The organism is Gammaproteobacteria bacterium (genome assembly GCA_041395445.1).
In the GTDB taxonomy this organism is placed as follows: domain Bacteria; phylum Pseudomonadota; class Gammaproteobacteria; order Xanthomonadales; family Marinicellaceae; genus NORP309.
In genome coordinates, this window is record JAWLAO010000001.1 from 223,818 (window position 1) to 240,468 (window position 16,651).

Sequence of the window (16,651 nt, forward strand, 5' to 3'; positions counted from 1 at the left end):
AAGACCTATGTTTTATTAAAAAATTTCAAATATCCTGAATAATTTACAACTTATGAATAAAATCAGCAACTTGTTTCGAGATGGAATCATCATCTAATGCGGAATCAATGGTCGCTTGAACATAACCGAGTTTATGACCGCAATCATAGCGCTTTCCTTTTAAAGTAGCAGCATACAGATTATTTGGTTTATCTAATAGTTTTGCTAATGCATCCGTGAGTTGGATTTCACCACTCTTATCACATTGGGTTTCTTCCAACAGTGCAAAAATCTCAGGTGATAAAACATAACGTCCAATCACGCCCAAATTACTCGGTGCATCTTCCAATTTTGGTTTTTCAACAATGGATTGAATCAAATTAACATCGGATTCATTATTTCCTACATCAACAATTCCATAACTTGAAACTCTGTCATCTGTTACCTCTTCAACTGAAATCACACTGGCATCATATTTTATGCTGGCATCAATCAATTGCTTGGTGGCATTCACTCCTTTCTCAGGCTTAATATAATCATCCGCTAGAATGACCACAAAATACTCATCATCAACCACTTCTTTAGCCTGTAAAACAGCATGACCCAACCCTAATGGCTCACCCTGAGGAATAAAAACACGAGTGATTTGCGTGGTTAGAGTCTCCAATTTATCGACCAGTTCAGTTTTACCTTCTTCGGTAAACTTCTGTCTGAGTAATGGTTTTGGGTCAAAATGGTCACTAATGGCGTGTTTACTGGCACTAGTGATAAAAATTAAGGTTTTAACACCGGCTTCTATGGCTTCCTCAACTGCGTATTGAATCAGAGGTTTATCAATGATGGGCAACATTTCTTTGGGAATAGATTTGGTTGCAGGCAGAAAACGTGTACCCATGCCACCAACAGGAAAGACTGCTTTACTTATTTTTTTCATGCTTAATTATTATTTTCGACAATTTTTAAATGGGGTTGATGAACAAATTCAGGAACTAGTTTTTTAATCGTTTGTGTCAAATCGACATCCTGAAATTGAATGGCTTGTTTGATTGCCTGCTTCAACAATTTTTCATAACTTTCTGAATGTTTCATTGTTGATTGAAGGTGATAAATTTTGTTGTGACTGGTGTGTTTGAGCTCTTCAACATCATAATAAAGTTGCTCATGCATTTTCTCACCGGGACGCAATCCGGTAATTTCAACTTTAATATCCACCTCAGGAATTTTACCGGATAAACTAATCATGCGATTCGCCAGACTCAGAATACTCACGGGTTTTCCCATGTCCAGAACATGAATATCACCATTGGAACCCAATACCATTGATTGAACGATCAGTTGACAAGCCTCTGTGATGGTCATGAAATAACGTGTCATTTCTTCATGGGTTACAGTGACAGGACCACCTTTGGCTATTTGTTCTTTGAACAATGGAACCACACTTCCTGCCGATCCCAAAACATTTCCAAAACGAACAATCACATAATCGGTGTTTGAATTTTTGTTCCTTGATTGGCAATACATTTCTGCAATTCGCTTGGTCGCACCCATAATATTGTATGGATTGACAGCTTTATCGGTCGAAACCAATACCATTTTTTCGACGTTAAACTCATGACAGGTGTCAACAATGTTCTTAGTACCGATAACATTATTGATAAAACCCTCACAAGGCATTTTTTCCAATAATGGAACATGTTTATAGGCAGCTGCATGAAAAACTATATCAGGTTTAATCGTCGAAAAGATTTGCTGAAGATGTGCTTTATCAGTGACATTCACTAACAAACTTGTAGTAATTAAGTCGTTGTTTTTATTACTTAACTCTCTGTCAATTTGATAAAGATTAAACTCTGAATGATCCAGAATGCACAATTTTTTCAAATCCAATTGAGCCAATTGTCTTGCCAATTCCGAACCAATCGAACCACCTCCGCCTGTGATAAGAACCGACTTTCCTTGAACTGCTTTTGCAACATTGGACCAGTCAATCGAAACCTTTTCTCGACCCAAAATATCATCAATAGTTACCGGTGTCAGATGGCTGATTTCAAACCCTTTCTCTGTGATTTTATCCAAATTTGGCAAAGTTAGTAATTGACAATTACTCGTCATGCTATTGTCAACCACCTCTTTCATCATTGAAGCTGAAATATTTTCTTTAGTCACAACAATGGCACGAACTTCACGCTTTTTGCAAATTTTCTCAATATCTGCAACTCCCCCTAGAACTTTAACTCCTCTAAGATTTGAGCCTTTGTAATTTCTTTCATCATCAACAATTCCCACAACTTCATATAATGCCGAAGCATGGGCGTGACGGATAAACATATCTGCTAATCGACCTGCTCCAACAAGCAAAACTCTTTGTTTTTCAGAATTATTAATGTGCAGAGTTAAATCCTTAAACATGCGATAAGTCAATCGGGGAACTCCCCAAAGTACCATCAATATAAACGGATACATCAACAATACAGAACGAGGCACTCCATCGGCTCGATGAACCAAAAACATGATAAAAGCGATGATAAATGTTCCAACAACTGCCGATTTGGCAATATTTATCAAATCAGGAACACTGGCAAATCTCCAAAGCCCTCGATAAAGATTAAAGTAATAGGCAATGACTCCCTGAACGAGTATGACTGTGGCAAATTCATAATTAAACCAACTGAGTTCAGGTGAATCGACCCAGACACTATAACGAATCACATAACTCAACATCCATGCCAACCAGGTCATGAATAAATCATGAAGAACAACTGCGAATCTGGGATGAAAAATATTCATGACGTTATTTTACTGGCGAAAGCGCTGGAATTTCGTTTTTTGATAAAAATTAAACCAGAATATACTTAAAACGACCATTTGAAACAACAATACAAACACCCGAATCTTTATTTCAAACTCTGATAAGTGTATAATTAATGCAATTGAAACATTTATCAAAGTTACAAAAGCATAAATCATCGAAACTTTATAATGAGGTATCTGACTGGTATTTACCATTGATTGAAATAAATGCAGATTGTGAGCTTGAGAAATTTTATGTCTAAATTTCAAACGAGTGAATAAAGTTAAAGTGGCATCGACGATAAATGTTAAGTGAAAGGTTATGACAACTATTTCATCGAGAACTTGTTTTGAAATTCCGTATAATGCTATCGTTGCAACTAAAAAAGACACTGATAAACTTCCTGAATCACCCATAAACATCTTAGATTTAGGAAAGTTAAAGATCAGAAAAGCAACTAAACTCACCGTCGTCAGGATAAGTAAACTATTAATGGATTGAATTTCTGAATTCATAAATAATACCAAATATCCAATCAGAGTTACTAATGCGTGTAATACTGCCATTCCATCGGCTCCATCCATAAAATTATACAAATTCATCCACCAAATCACGCCTAATACAAAAACAAATATTATTCCATAAGAGACATTGGCATGACTTAAAATTATTGTATAGACCAGAACTACTGAAAAGATTGTAATCAAAAGCAAACGAATTTTTACCGAAATATGGAAAAAGTCATCAAAAGCACCCAATACAATAAACAGCAATAAACCTAATGATGAAACTAAGGAAATATTGGATTCAAAATAATTACCAAAATAAATAAAAAAAGGTAATGAAATCATGAATACCAGACCGGCTGATGTCGGTTTTGAAACACTATGAAGTTTTCTTTCTTCGTTTGGATGATCAAACCAATGGTATTTATGACTTAAGTGCAGGTAAAGTGAAAGTAACACAATATTTGCTAAAAACAATAACAAAGACTGAAGCCAGATTGACATTGATATTATTCCGATTCTAAACCATAAATTGGTTTTACCGTACCCCAACTTTTACAACTAGGGCATTGCCAATGCAGGTTCTTAGCACCAAAACCACATTTGCGACAGCGATGATTGGGTTTTTTTTCAAGCAAACTATTAACCAGCTTTTCCAGAACTTTGAACTTAGTGATATTGCTACCATCGTCATTATTCTTTTCCAGGTTGAGTTTTAAAAGTAAATCCAAACCACGAACGGATGGTTTTTCAACCAATTGTTCTTCAACAAATTTTTCTGCCGCATCAATTCCATCGAATTTCTTATACATCTCAGCAAGGACCAGTACAGGAGTAATTCCCCGATAAGATTTGATGAATTCCATCAGAAATTGTTGAAACTCACTGCATTTTTTCAACATGCTATAGCAATACGACATATCGTTGAGATATTCGGAAGCAAAAACGTCATCAAATTCCAAAGCCTTATGATAAGCCTCAATCGCTTTTTTCCACTTTTTATTTTTCTGAAATTCACAGGCTTGCATGAGTTTGGCACGCACGCACTTGGAGTCAATTGATAACGCCGAATCCAGATATGCATTTGCTTCATTGACATTACCATTTGCATAGCTAATTTCAGCCAATTCACAATTAAAATGAGCAATATCACCGGCCATTTTACGACCCGAAACATTCTCATAGCGTGTAGCTGCTTTTATTGCTTCAGTCCAGTCCTGTTCTTGTTGATAAACATCACATAAAGCATACAAAGCTTCAGGTGTGTAGGCTTCAATCTCAACCAACTCGGTAAATAAAACTTCTGCACGATCCAAAAGACCGGCACTCATATAATCTTTCCCCATCGCCAAAAGAGCTTTGGTGCGGTAATCTTCTGTTAAATTCGGTTGAGAAATCAAAGATTGATGCAATTTTATGGCTTTATCAACTTCGCCTTTTCTTCGATATAAATTGCCTAATGCGAGTTGAGGTTCAAATGTTTCGGAAGATGATTTTGCAAGTTCAATAAAAACATCAATGGCTTTTTCTGAATCATCATTGAGTAAGTAGTTCAAACCTTTAAAATAACTGTGATTCAGCTTTTCCAGTTGTTTATGGCTTTTTCGTTCAATTTTGAGACGATTGAGATTGATTCCAATCATCACTCCGACTAATGCAGCCAGAATAAAACTAATAGTTTCAATCATTTGCGTCTATTTGTTCCAGTCTCTTCTGTTCAAGATTTAACTTTTCTTGTTGATAATTTTTGCGAGATAGCTTTCTGATTTCTGACTTTAATGGCATATAAAATTGAAATAATGACATCAATAATCCAGTCAATAATCCTCCTATTAAGGCAATAATTAAAGCAAATCCCAGCGTCAGTTCAAACTGAAAAAAATACAAATTTATTGTCACTTTTTCGGTATTCAAACCGCTCACCGCTACAGCCATTACAATAACAGCTACAGCCACTACAAAAAGAATCAATCGTTTTAATAACAACATAAAATAATTACATCAATCAAACATTCGAATACTATAGCAAAATTGGTGTTTTTTTTATACAAATAAATGTTTTTGCAGGAATTCAGGAAAGGGTAAGCAAAGAATTGAATATTTAAACATTTCTTTATATTAGAGACCTTTGCTCGAAACACAAGAAATTTGAAAAAATGTTAAACTACCGTAGTTCACAAAATTTATTAAAATCATGTCTTGGAAACAACTTAGCCAATCAAGCTTAGCCGACTCATTAGCTAGTCACCATAAATCCCTTGAAGAACTCGATGATATTCATGAATTACTGGACTGGAGTCGAATTGAAGCTCATCTGAGAGATATGTTTTCATCCAAACGAGGAGAGCCGGCATGGCCTCCGCTATTAATGTTTAAAATCATGTTACTGCAACAATGGTATGGACTGAGTGATGAAGGCATGGAAAAACAATTGGCACGAGATTTATTATTTCGTCGTTTTACCGGACTTGGTTTAAGTGATGGAACACCGGATCATACTGTTATCTGGCGTTTCCATAAACTGATTGGAAAATTAAAACTGGCAGAGGTTTTATTTGAAGAAATCAACCAACAACTTTGTGAACAAAACATTATGATTAGAGCCGGAGGAGTCAGTATTATTGACGCCACAATAATCGAAGCCAAAAACTCTCGTCCTAAAAATGGAAAAAGCGGTGAGAATACACAGGATAAAGATGCTGCTTATACCAGTAAAAAAGGTTCAGATGGCAAGCTCAAAACCACTTATGGTTTTAAACTTCATGGTAACAGTGATGAAGATGCCTTTTTACAAAAATACACCTGTACTGCTGCCAATGAGCATGATTCTAAACAATTTAAGAAACTGCTTACAGGAGAGGAATCTCAAGCTTATGCTGATAGTGCCTATAAAAGCAAGGAACATGATGAGTATCTTCAAAGGAACAAAATAAAAATGAAATACACGAGCGAGCTCACCGCAACAAGCCTCTGACTGAGAAACAAAGGCTGGCAAATACTTGGAGGTCTCAAGTTAGGAACCGTGTTGAAAGTGTGTTCGGCATTCTGAAGCTACATTATGGCATTGCCAAAGCCAGACATGGAGGATTAATGCAATTACATACATCAATAGGCTTTGCTGCCATGGCATATAACCTTAAAAGAGCGGTAAAAATACAAAATAGTTGTGCCTGAAATATGGCAAAACACCCTGATTAGCCCTCAAAAAGCTAGTCGGGATTAAGAAAATCGGAACAAATAGTGGTTTTTATCGAAAATCGAAAAAATCAGAAGTTTTAATAAATCAAGCAAAGGTCTCTATTATTTTAAAATAGAACAAAATGAAATATTGATGAATATCAAATTACAAAGTCATTACGCTGACTTGGGAAAAAACTTTTCCGCGTCAGCTAAACCCGAAAGAATTGAAAACCCGCAAATATTGATGTGGAATCAATCACTGGCAACAGAATTGGGGCTGGACTTAACACCAACAGAACAAGCACAGTATTTTTCCGGGAAGAAGCTGTTTGCAGGCTCAAAACCTGTGGCAATGGCTTATTCCGGGCATCAGTTTGGTCATTTTAATCCACATTTAGGCGATGGTCGTGCTCATTTGCTTGGTGAGATTCGCAATAGTGATGGTCAAATTCAGGAATTGCATCTCAAAGGTTCCGGAGCGACACCATTTTCCCGCAATGGTGATGGTAAATGCGCTATCAAACCCGCAGTGAGAGAATTCATTATGTCCGAAGCCATGTTTGCTTTAGGAATTCCTACAACACGAACATTAGCTGTTGTTGCTACCGGAGAACCACTTTTTAGGCAAGAAGTAACAACCGGTGCTATTGTGACACGAGTGGCAACATCGCATCTTCGGGTTGGAACTTTTGAGTATTTTGCAGCCAGAGGCATGCATGAAGAATTGGAACTGCTTGTTAATCTCTCTATTTCCCGTCATTATCCCGAAATTGATATCAACAGTCCCAACAAATATCTTGAACTTTATTCACATGTTATTGATAAAACAGTCCAATTAATCGTTCAATGGATGCATGTCGGTTTTATCCATGGTGTGATGAATACTGACAACACCCTGCTCTCAGGAGAAACCATTGATTACGGACCTTGTGCCATGCTTGGTGTTTATCATCCGTCAGCCGTTTACAGCTCAATTGATAAGAATGGTCGTTATGCTTTTGGCAATCAACCAAATATCGCACACTGGAATATGGCTCGTTTGGCAGAATGTCTCATTCCGCTAATTAATAAAGACGAAAAAAAAGCGATTGATACCATCATGCCTGTTTTGAAGTCCTATGCAGATAAATACGAAACAGCCTTCAATCTAATGATGGCAAATAAACTCGGATTTATTAAATCATCAAATGTAACGGTCAAACTCTCAAACGATTTATTGTCGTTAATGCAGCAAAATAAACTGGACTATACACAAACATTTCACTCTCTCAACTCACTCAACGAGCAAATGATTCCTGATGTTCTCAAGCATTGGCTTGATGATTGGAAAAGTGAACTGAAAGAAACCAGCCAATCTCATGAGGAAACCACGAAAATCTTGCAAAGAAATAATCCTTTGGTTATCCCACGAAATCATCATGTTGAAGCGGTGTTAAAAGATGTCGATGAGAATCAAAGCACCGAAAAAGCGAATGAATTTTTATCAGTTCTCAGATCACCGTATGAAATAACCACAAAAACCCATAAATATCAGGATGCTGCTCCTGAATACGATTTTTCCTATCAAACCTTTTGCGGGACTTGAGGAGTATCATTTTAAAATAGAAATATAACTCTTTTTTCTTTCACCCTCTTCAATCCTTCAACAATAAACATTATACGAATCGTTTTTTACAAAACCATATAAATGCAGGTTGTTAACTTTTGCCAGTTCAATACTTAATGACGATGGTGCTCCGATAGCGACGAGGTGTGAAACTCCTGACATTAAGGATTTGTGAATCATTTCGTAGCTCACACGACCGCTAAGTAGAATGATATTCTTGCTCAGTGGCAACAAGCCTTTTACAAGTGATTCGCCAATGAGTTTGTCCAAAGCATTATGTCTGCCGATATCTTCTTTTACACTCAATAAATTAGCTTTTTCATCATACAACGCACAAGCATGAACTCCTCCGGTTTGTTGAAATGCCCCTTGCTGTTGTTTCATTTGTTGAGAGAGTGTGAAAATTTGGTTTGATGACAATAAAGGTTGTTTAATGATTTTAGGATAATTTTTAGTGATGATTGCATCAATTTCTGTCTTGCCACAAATTCCACAACTGCTATGCGATACACTTTGCCTTTTTGAAAGATTCTTATCAATTTCTACATCTTTCGAACACCTCACTTCTGCTACCACACCAAAATCGACGTCAAAAACTTCAATGTTTTCTATTTGATTGATATTGTCGATAATTCCTTCGGAATACAAATAACCGTAAATCAAATCTTCAATATCGGCCGGACTGCACATGGTTATGACTAGGGTTGTAAATTGATCAGCGTAACCCAAGCGGATTTCCAAAGGCAATTCAACTGCAACTAAATCATCAACAGTTTCAATTTCATTGTTTTTGAATCTGGATATTTTTGAGTGTTGGATTTTATTGTGAGGCAACGGACGTTCCTGTATAATTGTAATTTGATAATAAAATCAGCATCTTCAAATGTCAAAAAATTTATCCGAATTATCTGCCAGAAAAGGTCTTGAGAAGAATCTATTTGAGGAAATATCGAAATCTGATTCTGATATAAATCATATTGCCGAAGACTTTTTGATAGGCAAATCTTCAGTTAAGGGAGCTGTTAGTTTCTATGATTTTCTGCGAGATGAAAACAAGGATAAAAAAGTCTATATCTGCAATGGTTCTGCATGTCTATGTGCAGGAACACAAGAAAAGTTAAAAAATCAATTGCTGGAAACTTTTGAAGACAACGAAATCGGACATATGACTTGTTTGGGCCGTTGTCATGAAAACAATGCTTTTCATTATCAGGGAACAAATTATTCCGGATTAAATCAAAAGCAAATTAAAGATTTGCTTTCCGGTAATAAAAAACCGAAAGCTGATGATTACAATGTAGGAAATTTAGGAGAGGTTGTTCTAACCTCTTCGCCCATCAGTATAGAGGGTTTTGTCAATGCTTTTAACAAAGCCCAAAAATTAGGCAAAGAACAACTTCTGCATCAAATTTCAGTCTCACAACTTCGAGGACGTGGTGGTGCCGGTTTTCCGATTGCAATTAAACTGAAATCGGCAAAAGATGTTGAGTCTGACAAAAAATTCATTATTTGCAATGCTGACGAAGGTGATCCCGGTGCGTATTCCGACCGTTATCTTTTGGAGAAACAACCCTATTCTGTTCTTTTCGGTATCATGTTGTCGGCTTATATTGTTGGTGCAGAATATGGAATATTGTACATTCGGGCTGAATATCCCGAAGCGATAAAAATCGTTCAAAAGGCAATTGATGAAATTCATGCACTCAATCTATTAGAGAACTTCAGATTTAAAGTCATTAGTGCTCAAGGTGCTTATATTTGCGGGGAAGAAACCGCTCTTATCAACTCGATTGAAGGTCAAAGACCGGATGTCCGTACTCGTCCGCCCTTTCCTGCTCAACAAGGCTTGTTTAACAAACCGACTGCTGTTAACAATGTCGAAACACTTGCCAGTTTGTATTCAATCATCACCAAAGGTGGTGAGTTCTACAGAAATTTGGGAACTGATAAATCTAAAGGAACCAAACTGGTTTCACTGGATTCTTTCTTCAACTCACCGGGTATTTACGAAGTTGAAATGGGAACTCCGCTTAAAGAAGTCATCGAAAAATGCGGTGGTGGTTTTAAGCAACCTGTCAAAGCCTTACATATCGGCGGACCACTTGGCGGAATTGTTCCGATTGAAAAGGTGAAAGATTTAACTTTGGATTTTGAGTCTTTTGCTTCACAAGGATTTTTGCTCGGTCATGCTTCTGTTGTTTCTATTCCTGAGTCTTTTCCTATAATTGAATACTTGCATCACCTGTTTGAATTCGCTGCTTATGAAAGTTGCGGCAAATGCTTTCCCTGCCGTTTAGGCACAAAACGTGGTGAAGAATTATTTACAAAAGCAATTCAAAACAAAGAAAAAATCTCGAAAGAATTACTGGATGATTTATTAGACACCTTACAGCAGGGCTCGCTGTGTGCGCATGGAGGTGGAATTCCATTACCAATCAGAAATGCTCTACAATACTTTGAAAGTGAATTGTCAGAATATCTAGAATAGTTTACGAGCGTGTTAGTTTTGGTAGCAATGATTCGATTTGTTGCATCACATCCAGTCGGTCTATCAAGTCACAAACATAGTCGAGTTTATCCGATTCCAGCACTAATAATTTGCTGAGTTTATAATCACCAATCCAGTTTTCATAAAGATTGTGTAATCGCTTGAGATAACTCAAAGGAATATCTTGTTCCATCTTACGACCACGAATTTTTATCCTTTTGCGAATGGTTGGAATCGAACATTTGAGATAAATCATCAAATCAGGCGGTTTAATTGATGCCATGATGCTTTCATAAAAATCCCTGTAAGTTTTCCAATCCCTTTGACTGATTTTCCGCATTTGAAAAAGTGCCGTTGCAAAAATTTCAACATCTTCAAAAATAGTTCGATCTTGAACCACCACACCTGAAGTCGAATCAACATGTTGATGAATTCGAAATTTATTACTGAGAAAATATAGCTGTGAATGAAAAGCCCAACGCTTCATGTCTTTATAAAAATCCTCAAGATAAGGGTTTTCATCATTGGGTTCATAAAACGGCGTGATATCGTAAGTGGACTTCAAAAATTCAACTAAGGATGTTTTGCCTGCACCGATATTTCCGGCAATAGCAATGGTTTTTTTATTGTAGTTTGTCATTTTTCAAGTCCATTCGACCGGGTTGATTTGGTAATATTTCCTCAATTCTTCATACAACTCAGGATGTTTCTTTAGCATTTGTCGGGGTTGCTCGACAAAGTGTTCAGTTATAACTGCAAAGAACTCAGCCGGATTGGTCGCTCCATATTCATCCAGTAATGTTTGTTCTCGCTTTTGAATTTTAAATTTCAGAGTCTTGAATTCTTTACCTAAGACTGAACTCCATTGCTTGATGTTGTTATGTTGTAATATTGGCAAGCCGTCACTTGGACCATTTACCTGATCCAATTGATGGGCAAATTCATGCATAACCACATTTTCTCCATCGGTGTTATTTTTTCCTCCCTGCGAGGAATGTTGCCAGGAAAGCACAATCGGACCTCGGTGCCAGGATTCACCAAATCTTCCACGATGAAGCTCGCCATCATGATTTTTGTGGGTAAAAACGGTCGGATAAACCAGAATATTTGTTAAATGCGGATAATAATTAGTTTTTCGATTCAGCAATAATAAACAAGCCTGTGCAGCAATAGTGATACGAATCGTGTCATTGATTTCGATTCCCTGATAGCCAACAAAGTTCTTTTCATCCAAAAAAATATTGATATGACCGTGTAACTGTTTTTTTAAGTCATCCGGAAGGTGTTGATATAATTTGAAATGATTGGTTAAAATCTGCTTCCATTCTTGTGGAAAATCATTTCTATAAAGTTTTCTTCGCTTGCTTTCCTTAAGCCATTTTCTGAAAAAATAAACAGCTAAGGGAATCCCAATAACTATCAGCCAATAATAAATTGCAGTCGAGTCCATTTGTTTTCAGAGTTTAACTATGGGCCGCCGTCAAAACCATTTTCAAAAATAATTTCACTACCCAAACTTTGAATGCACGAAGGGAAATTACTGGCGATTCGACCACTAATCAAACCAATAACTGTTGGGTGAAAAATCTCATTACTGGTTCCACAACCGGCACCATTTGGGGCACCAAAATGGCAATAGCTCATTATAGTTCCACGGTTATTTCCTGAAAAAGTCGGACAACTAACTGCACCTGCATAACAACCTCCTTCGCCGTTGTAACACTGATCAACTTCAGGCGTGTAACAATGTGTATGTGGTGATCCAAAATTATGTCCTAATTCATGAGCGACAAACTGAGAAACAAAGCCGACTGAAGCACTGGTTCCTATACGATTCATGCTATAACTCCCAAAGGTCTCTGTGCCACCATTCTGCAACGCTCCTTTATTACAATATTGATTCAACCATGCAACTCCTGAGAAAGATAAACTACCAATATTCTGGCTACTCAGCATCAATGCGAACTCTCTGTCAATATTAGGATAATTAACACGCCAATATTCACCAAAATCATTCAAATAGTTAAAAATACTGGATTCAGTTGGATATGGGTCTGTCGTCGTTCTCAAAAAAGTTGTACCAATCAATAATCGGGTCGCAAAATCTCTTTCATAAAAGACATTCATGTTCACAAATAGCTGAATAATAAAGTTCATAGCTGTGGTTGTATTATTGCCTTTTCCTGCCATCCATTCATTATCAGTATCCACAGCAACGACCGCCTCATAATTAACTGTCCCTTTGGTAAAGCTAATTGCCTTTGATTTTAATGCTGTATTTAAATCTTCAAGAGGATTTCCGGGTTGTTGTTCCATTTTCATATCACATTGTTTCACAACATTGGTATCTTGATTTGGTTCTAAAGGCAATTTGAATGTCATTCCTGTGTGAATGTTACCTTCTATTTCAACACTCACGCCACCATTGTTGTAAAATCCGCCAAGTTCTCCGGTTGATTGATTCACCAACAAACCAACTCCATCTTCAACTGATGAAAATGCCATAACTTCAGGTTTTTCTAATTCTTTTTGACCTTTACTATTTAACAGATAAATTTTACTATTCGGAGCAAAAACATTATATCTATTTAATTTCAAAGGCTTAGAAACTTTTTCTTGAGTTTCAGAATTATTAATAACTTCAAATGGAAAGTTTGAGACTTCCAAAGATTGATTTGATTTCAGGTTCAATAAAGCATTCACTTCACTTTTGCCAATTCTCCAAACAGAAGAACTTAGCTTCACCGTTGATGGTTGTGAAGCCGTTGTGTTTGCATAAAAAGTACTCTGCACATTTTTATCGTTTTTTTCTGGAAGTTGGGCAAAGGCATCTGTACTAGAAAAGATGATGGAAAAAATTAAAATTCTGAAGACAACATTCATAATTATTCCTCCGGTGATAGAATAAACTGGAACTCTCCCATTCTAGCACAACGAAAAGATTTAAGTAAGTTTCAAAAATCGGTGTTAATTCACATATTTACCAAAAACTTTATTTTTAACAGTTAAGTAATAAACCACAGGAACAATCAATAGCGTTAAAATCATTACTGAAAACATTCCGCCGACCATTGGTGCGGCAATCCGGCTCATGATTTCTGCTCCTGTACCTGATGCGGATAATGCCGGCATCAGACCAATAATAATTGATAATGATGTCATCAAAACAGCTCTGACTCTCATGGATGCTCCTGAAATAATAGCATCTTTGAGATTGTTTCCTTCAATAATCTCATCAGTAGTTTTTGATACTGCGGACTTTTCAACCGCTTGTTTTAAGTAAGATAGCATAATAACACCGATTTCCACCGAAACACCGGCAAGTGCAATAAATCCTACTACAGTTGCGACTGAAAAATTAAACCCCAGATAGCTCATAATCCATATCCCTCCAACCATTGACATTGGAATAGTCGCCAGAACCAATATCACATCGGTTATATTTCTGAAATTGATATACAGCAATAAAATGATGATGGCAAAAGTTAACGGTACAATGTAACCCAGTTTTTCTTTGGCTCTTTGCATGTATTCGTACTGTCCTGACCAAGAAATTGAATAACCAACCGGTAAGTTCAGTTCTTTATTAACAATTTCTCTGGCATTTTCAACGTATTTTTGTAAATCAGCAACTTCAGTACTGATAAGTATCCAGCCATTCACCCGGGCATTTTCAGATTTAATCATTCCCGGACCATCTTCGATGTAAATATCAGCAACTTCACCGAGTGTGATAACTTGCCCCATTTGGTTGACAAAGGTTAAGTTTCTTAGTTTCTCAGGAGAGTCACGGTAATCCTGTGGATAACGCATATTAATTGGATAACGTTCTAAACCTTCGATAATTTGTGAAACATTCATTCCACCAACTGATGATGAAATCATTTGTTGAATATCTTTTACGGACATTCCGTAACGAGCTATTTTTTCACGATTGATGTCAACTTTCAGATAGCGGCCACCCGCCGTTCTTTCCGAATAGACTGAATCTGTTCCCTCAATATTGTTCAGAATTTCTTCCAGTTGCTTACCAATTTTTTCAATTACAAATATATCATTTCCCGAAATTTTGACACCCACTGGTGTTTTAAGCCCTGTTGAAAGCATATCGATCCGTGTTTTAATCGGTTCAACCCATGCATTAGTCACCCCGGGGATTTTAACAATACTATCCAACTCTTTTTTCAAGTCGTCTTTAGTCATACCTTCCCGCCATTGTGATTTTGGTTTGAGTTGAATAAATGTTTCAATCATGGTTAAAGGTGCCGGATCAGTTGCAGTATTAGCTCTTCCAACTTTACCAAACACATTTTCCACTTCAGGAATAGTCTTTATCAATTTATCCGTTTGCTGAAGCAACTCTCTGGCTTTACCAATTGAAATTCCCGGATAAGTTGAAGGCATATACATCAAGTCGCCTTCATCAAGTGTCGGAATAAACTCTGAACCAATATTCTTCACCTGCGAAAATCCGACGAAACATAATATCAAAACAGCTAAAATAGTTGTTTTGGGGAATTTCAATAAAGCATTTAATGTTGGGACATATAGAAAATTAAAAAAACGATTGAGCGGATTTTTATGCTCTGAAATAATTTTCCCACGAACACAATATCCCATCAACACAGGAACCAAAGTGATTGCCAGTATTGCCGAAGCTGCCATTGCATAGGTTTTGGTGAATGCAAGTGGAGCAAACATTTTGCCTTCCTGAGCTTCTAAAGTAAAAACCGGAACAAAACTGACAGTGATAATAAGTAAACTGAAAAATAATGCCGGACCAACTTCAGAAGCCGATCGAATCACAATCTGCCAGCGATTTTGTTTGGTTACATTTTCTTTTTCCATGTGCTTGTGCATGTTTTCAACCAAAACCACAGCACCATCAACCATCGCTCCGATAGCAATAGCAATCCCTCCCAAAGACATGATATTGGCATTGATTCCTTGAAAATACATCACAATAAAAGAAACCAGAATACCAATTGGTAAAGAAATAACTGCAACTAATGACGATCTGAAATGAAATAAAAAAATGATACAAATCAAGGTTACTATGATAAATTCTTCAACCAATTTCTCTTTTAAATTATTGACAGAATGACTAATCAATTGGCTGCGGTCATAAACAGTAATTACCTCAACACCATCAGGTAAACCTTTTTTCAGTGTTTCTAATTTTTCTTTAACGAGATTGATGGTTTTTTGTGCATTTTCCCCATAGCGCATAACTATAATTCCACCAACGGCTTCTCCCTCGCCATTGAGTTCTGAGACTCCTCTTCGCATCTGCGGACCAATAGTCACTTCTGCAACATTTTCAAGAAATACAGGTTCTCCGTTTTCTGAGGTTGATATATTGATTTTTTTGATATCTTCCAAATTTCGCAGATATCCGCCAACACTAATCATGTATTCAGCTTCAGACATTTCGATTACAGATGCTCCAATTTCGCTGTTATTTTGTTCAATTGACATTGAAATATGCTGAAGCGGTATATTGTAAGCAATCAATTTATCAGGATCGATTTTGATTTGATATTGTTTGACCATTCCTCCGACTGTAGCAACTTCAGAAACACCTTTGACGTTTTGCAGTTCAAATTTTAAAAACCAATTTTGCAAACTGGTTAAATCGGCAATATCATGTTTACCGCTTTTGTCGATTAACGAATAAATATAAACCCAACCCACACCAGTCGCATCAGGTCCAAGTTCGGGTTTAGCATTTTCTGGAAGTTGTGAAGATATTTGACTTAAATACTCTAAAACCCGGCTTCTCGCCCAGTAAATATCGGTATAATCATCAAAGATCACATAAACATAGGAAGTTCCAAAAAATGAATATCCACGAACAGTGCTGGCTCCGGGAACAGACAACATTGCCGTTGTGATTGGGTAAGTGACCTGGTCTTCGACCACTCTCGGAGATTGCCCGCTAAAATCTGTTTTGATGATAACCTGAACGTCTGACAAATCCGGAATGGCATCGACCGGAGTATTTTTGACAACAACCACTCCTGAAAATAGCAAGACGAGAGCTAGCATAATTACCAGAAAACGATTTTCAACTGACCATTGAATTATTTTTTCAATCATAA

12 protein-coding genes and 1 pseudogene are annotated in these 16,651 nt (G+C 36.8%); 3 read left to right on the forward strand and 10 right to left on the reverse strand.

The window, feature by feature from the left end:
• Window positions 1-43: 43 nt before the first annotated feature.
• The 5 genes from R3F25_01045 to R3F25_01065 are packed head-to-tail and all read right to left on the reverse strand — an operon-like array spanning window position 44 to window position 5,265.
• Window positions 44-913 carry a UTP--glucose-1-phosphate uridylyltransferase gene (locus R3F25_01045; GenBank protein ID MEZ5495412.1) on the reverse strand — a complete coding sequence of 290 codons (870 nt, stop codon included), beginning with the start codon at window positions 911-913 and terminating at the stop codon, window positions 44-46.
• Window positions 914-915: 2 nt separating this feature from the next.
• Window positions 916-2,766, reverse strand: coding sequence for a nucleoside-diphosphate sugar epimerase/dehydratase (locus tag R3F25_01050; protein MEZ5495413.1), 1,851 nt, complete (start codon window positions 2,764-2,766; stop codon window positions 916-918).
• Between the two features lie 9 nt (window positions 2,767-2,775).
• Window positions 2,776-3,780, reverse strand: a complete 1,005-nt coding sequence (locus tag R3F25_01055) for a hypothetical protein (protein MEZ5495414.1) — start codon at window positions 3,778-3,780, stop codon at window positions 2,776-2,778.
• 5 nt (window positions 3,781-3,785) lie between these two features.
• On the reverse strand, window positions 3,786-4,964 hold the full coding sequence (gene lapB / locus R3F25_01060; GenBank protein MEZ5495415.1) for a lipopolysaccharide assembly protein LapB: 1,179 nt from the start codon (window positions 4,962-4,964) through the stop codon (window positions 3,786-3,788).
• Window positions 4,957-5,265, reverse strand: a complete 309-nt coding sequence (locus R3F25_01065) for a lipopolysaccharide assembly protein LapA domain-containing protein (protein ID MEZ5495416.1) — start codon at window positions 5,263-5,265, stop codon at window positions 4,957-4,959. Before R3F25_01065 ends, lapB begins: the two co-directional genes overlap by 8 nt.
• Before the next feature lie 205 nt (window positions 5,266-5,470).
• On the opposite strand from R3F25_01065, the pseudogene R3F25_01070 reads away from it, so the two are divergent.
• Together R3F25_01070 and R3F25_01075 are read left to right on the forward strand one after the other, a co-directional pair.
• Window positions 5,471-6,450 (forward strand): annotated as a pseudogene (locus R3F25_01070) (IS5 family transposase).
• 157 nt (window positions 6,451-6,607) lie between these two features.
• Window positions 6,608-8,041, forward strand: a complete 1,434-nt coding sequence (locus R3F25_01075) for a YdiU family protein (protein ID MEZ5495417.1) — start codon at window positions 6,608-6,610, stop codon at window positions 8,039-8,041.
• A gap of 57 nt (window positions 8,042-8,098) precedes the next feature.
• Here R3F25_01075 and fdhD read toward each other — a convergent pair whose 3' ends face one another.
• Window positions 8,099-8,896 carry a formate dehydrogenase accessory sulfurtransferase FdhD gene (fdhD, locus tag R3F25_01080; protein MEZ5495418.1) on the reverse strand — a complete coding sequence of 266 codons (798 nt, stop codon included), beginning with the start codon at window positions 8,894-8,896 and terminating at the stop codon, window positions 8,099-8,101.
• A gap of 49 nt (window positions 8,897-8,945) precedes the next feature.
• Here fdhD and R3F25_01085 point away from each other — a divergent pair, with 49 nt between their 5' ends.
• Window positions 8,946-10,550 (forward strand): NADH-ubiquinone oxidoreductase-F iron-sulfur binding region domain-containing protein, encoded by a 1,605-nt coding sequence (locus R3F25_01085; protein MEZ5495419.1) that lies wholly within the window; start codon window positions 8,946-8,948, stop codon window positions 10,548-10,550.
• Window position 10,551: 1 nt separating this feature from the next.
• Here R3F25_01085 and R3F25_01090 read toward each other — a convergent pair whose 3' ends face one another.
• From R3F25_01090 to R3F25_01105, 4 genes are all read right to left on the reverse strand, one after another.
• Complete coding sequence (locus tag R3F25_01090; protein MEZ5495420.1) at window positions 10,552-11,190, reverse strand: deoxynucleoside kinase; 639 nt, start codon at window positions 11,188-11,190, stop codon at window positions 10,552-10,554.
• A gap of 3 nt (window positions 11,191-11,193) precedes the next feature.
• Window positions 11,194-12,000 carry a zinc-dependent peptidase gene (locus R3F25_01095; protein ID MEZ5495421.1) on the reverse strand — a complete coding sequence of 269 codons (807 nt, stop codon included), beginning with the start codon at window positions 11,998-12,000 and terminating at the stop codon, window positions 11,194-11,196.
• Window positions 12,001-12,017: 17 nt separating this feature from the next.
• Window positions 12,018-13,433, reverse strand: coding sequence for a M12 family metallo-peptidase (locus R3F25_01100; protein MEZ5495422.1), 1,416 nt, complete (start codon window positions 13,431-13,433; stop codon window positions 12,018-12,020).
• Window positions 13,434-13,517: 84 nt separating this feature from the next.
• The gene (locus R3F25_01105) at window positions 13,518-16,649 is read right to left on the reverse strand and encodes a CusA/CzcA family heavy metal efflux RND transporter (protein MEZ5495423.1); all 3,132 of its coding nucleotides are present in this window, start codon (window positions 16,647-16,649) and stop codon (window positions 13,518-13,520) included.
• Between the last annotated feature and the right edge of the window lie 2 nt (window positions 16,650-16,651).

Coding starts and splice junctions, on each gene's coding strand:
- R3F25_01090 (MEZ5495420.1), bottom strand. CDS start 11,190: ATGACAAACTACAATAAAAAAACCATTGCTATTGCCGGAAATATCGGT.
- R3F25_01075 (MEZ5495417.1), top strand. CDS start 6,608: ATGAATATCAAATTACAAAGTCATTACGCTGACTTGGGAAAAAACTTT.
- R3F25_01095 (MEZ5495421.1), bottom strand. CDS start 12,000: ATGGACTCGACTGCAATTTATTATTGGCTGATAGTTATTGGGATTCCC.
- R3F25_01050 (MEZ5495413.1), bottom strand. CDS start 2,766: ATGAATATTTTTCATCCCAGATTCGCAGTTGTTCTTCATGATTTATTC.
- R3F25_01055 (MEZ5495414.1), bottom strand. CDS start 3,780: ATGTCAATCTGGCTTCAGTCTTTGTTATTGTTTTTAGCAAATATTGTG.
- R3F25_01105 (MEZ5495423.1), bottom strand. CDS start 16,649: ATGATTGAAAAAATAATTCAATGGTCAGTTGAAAATCGTTTTCTGGTA.
- R3F25_01065 (MEZ5495416.1), bottom strand. CDS start 5,265: ATGTTGTTATTAAAACGATTGATTCTTTTTGTAGTGGCTGTAGCTGTT.
- R3F25_01045 (MEZ5495412.1), bottom strand. CDS start 913: ATGAAAAAAATAAGTAAAGCAGTCTTTCCTGTTGGTGGCATGGGTACA.
- R3F25_01100 (MEZ5495422.1), bottom strand. CDS start 13,433: ATGAATGTTGTCTTCAGAATTTTAATTTTTTCCATCATCTTTTCTAGT.
- lapB (MEZ5495415.1), bottom strand. CDS start 4,964: ATGATTGAAACTATTAGTTTTATTCTGGCTGCATTAGTCGGAGTGATG.
- R3F25_01085 (MEZ5495419.1), top strand. CDS start 8,946: ATGTCAAAAAATTTATCCGAATTATCTGCCAGAAAAGGTCTTGAGAAG.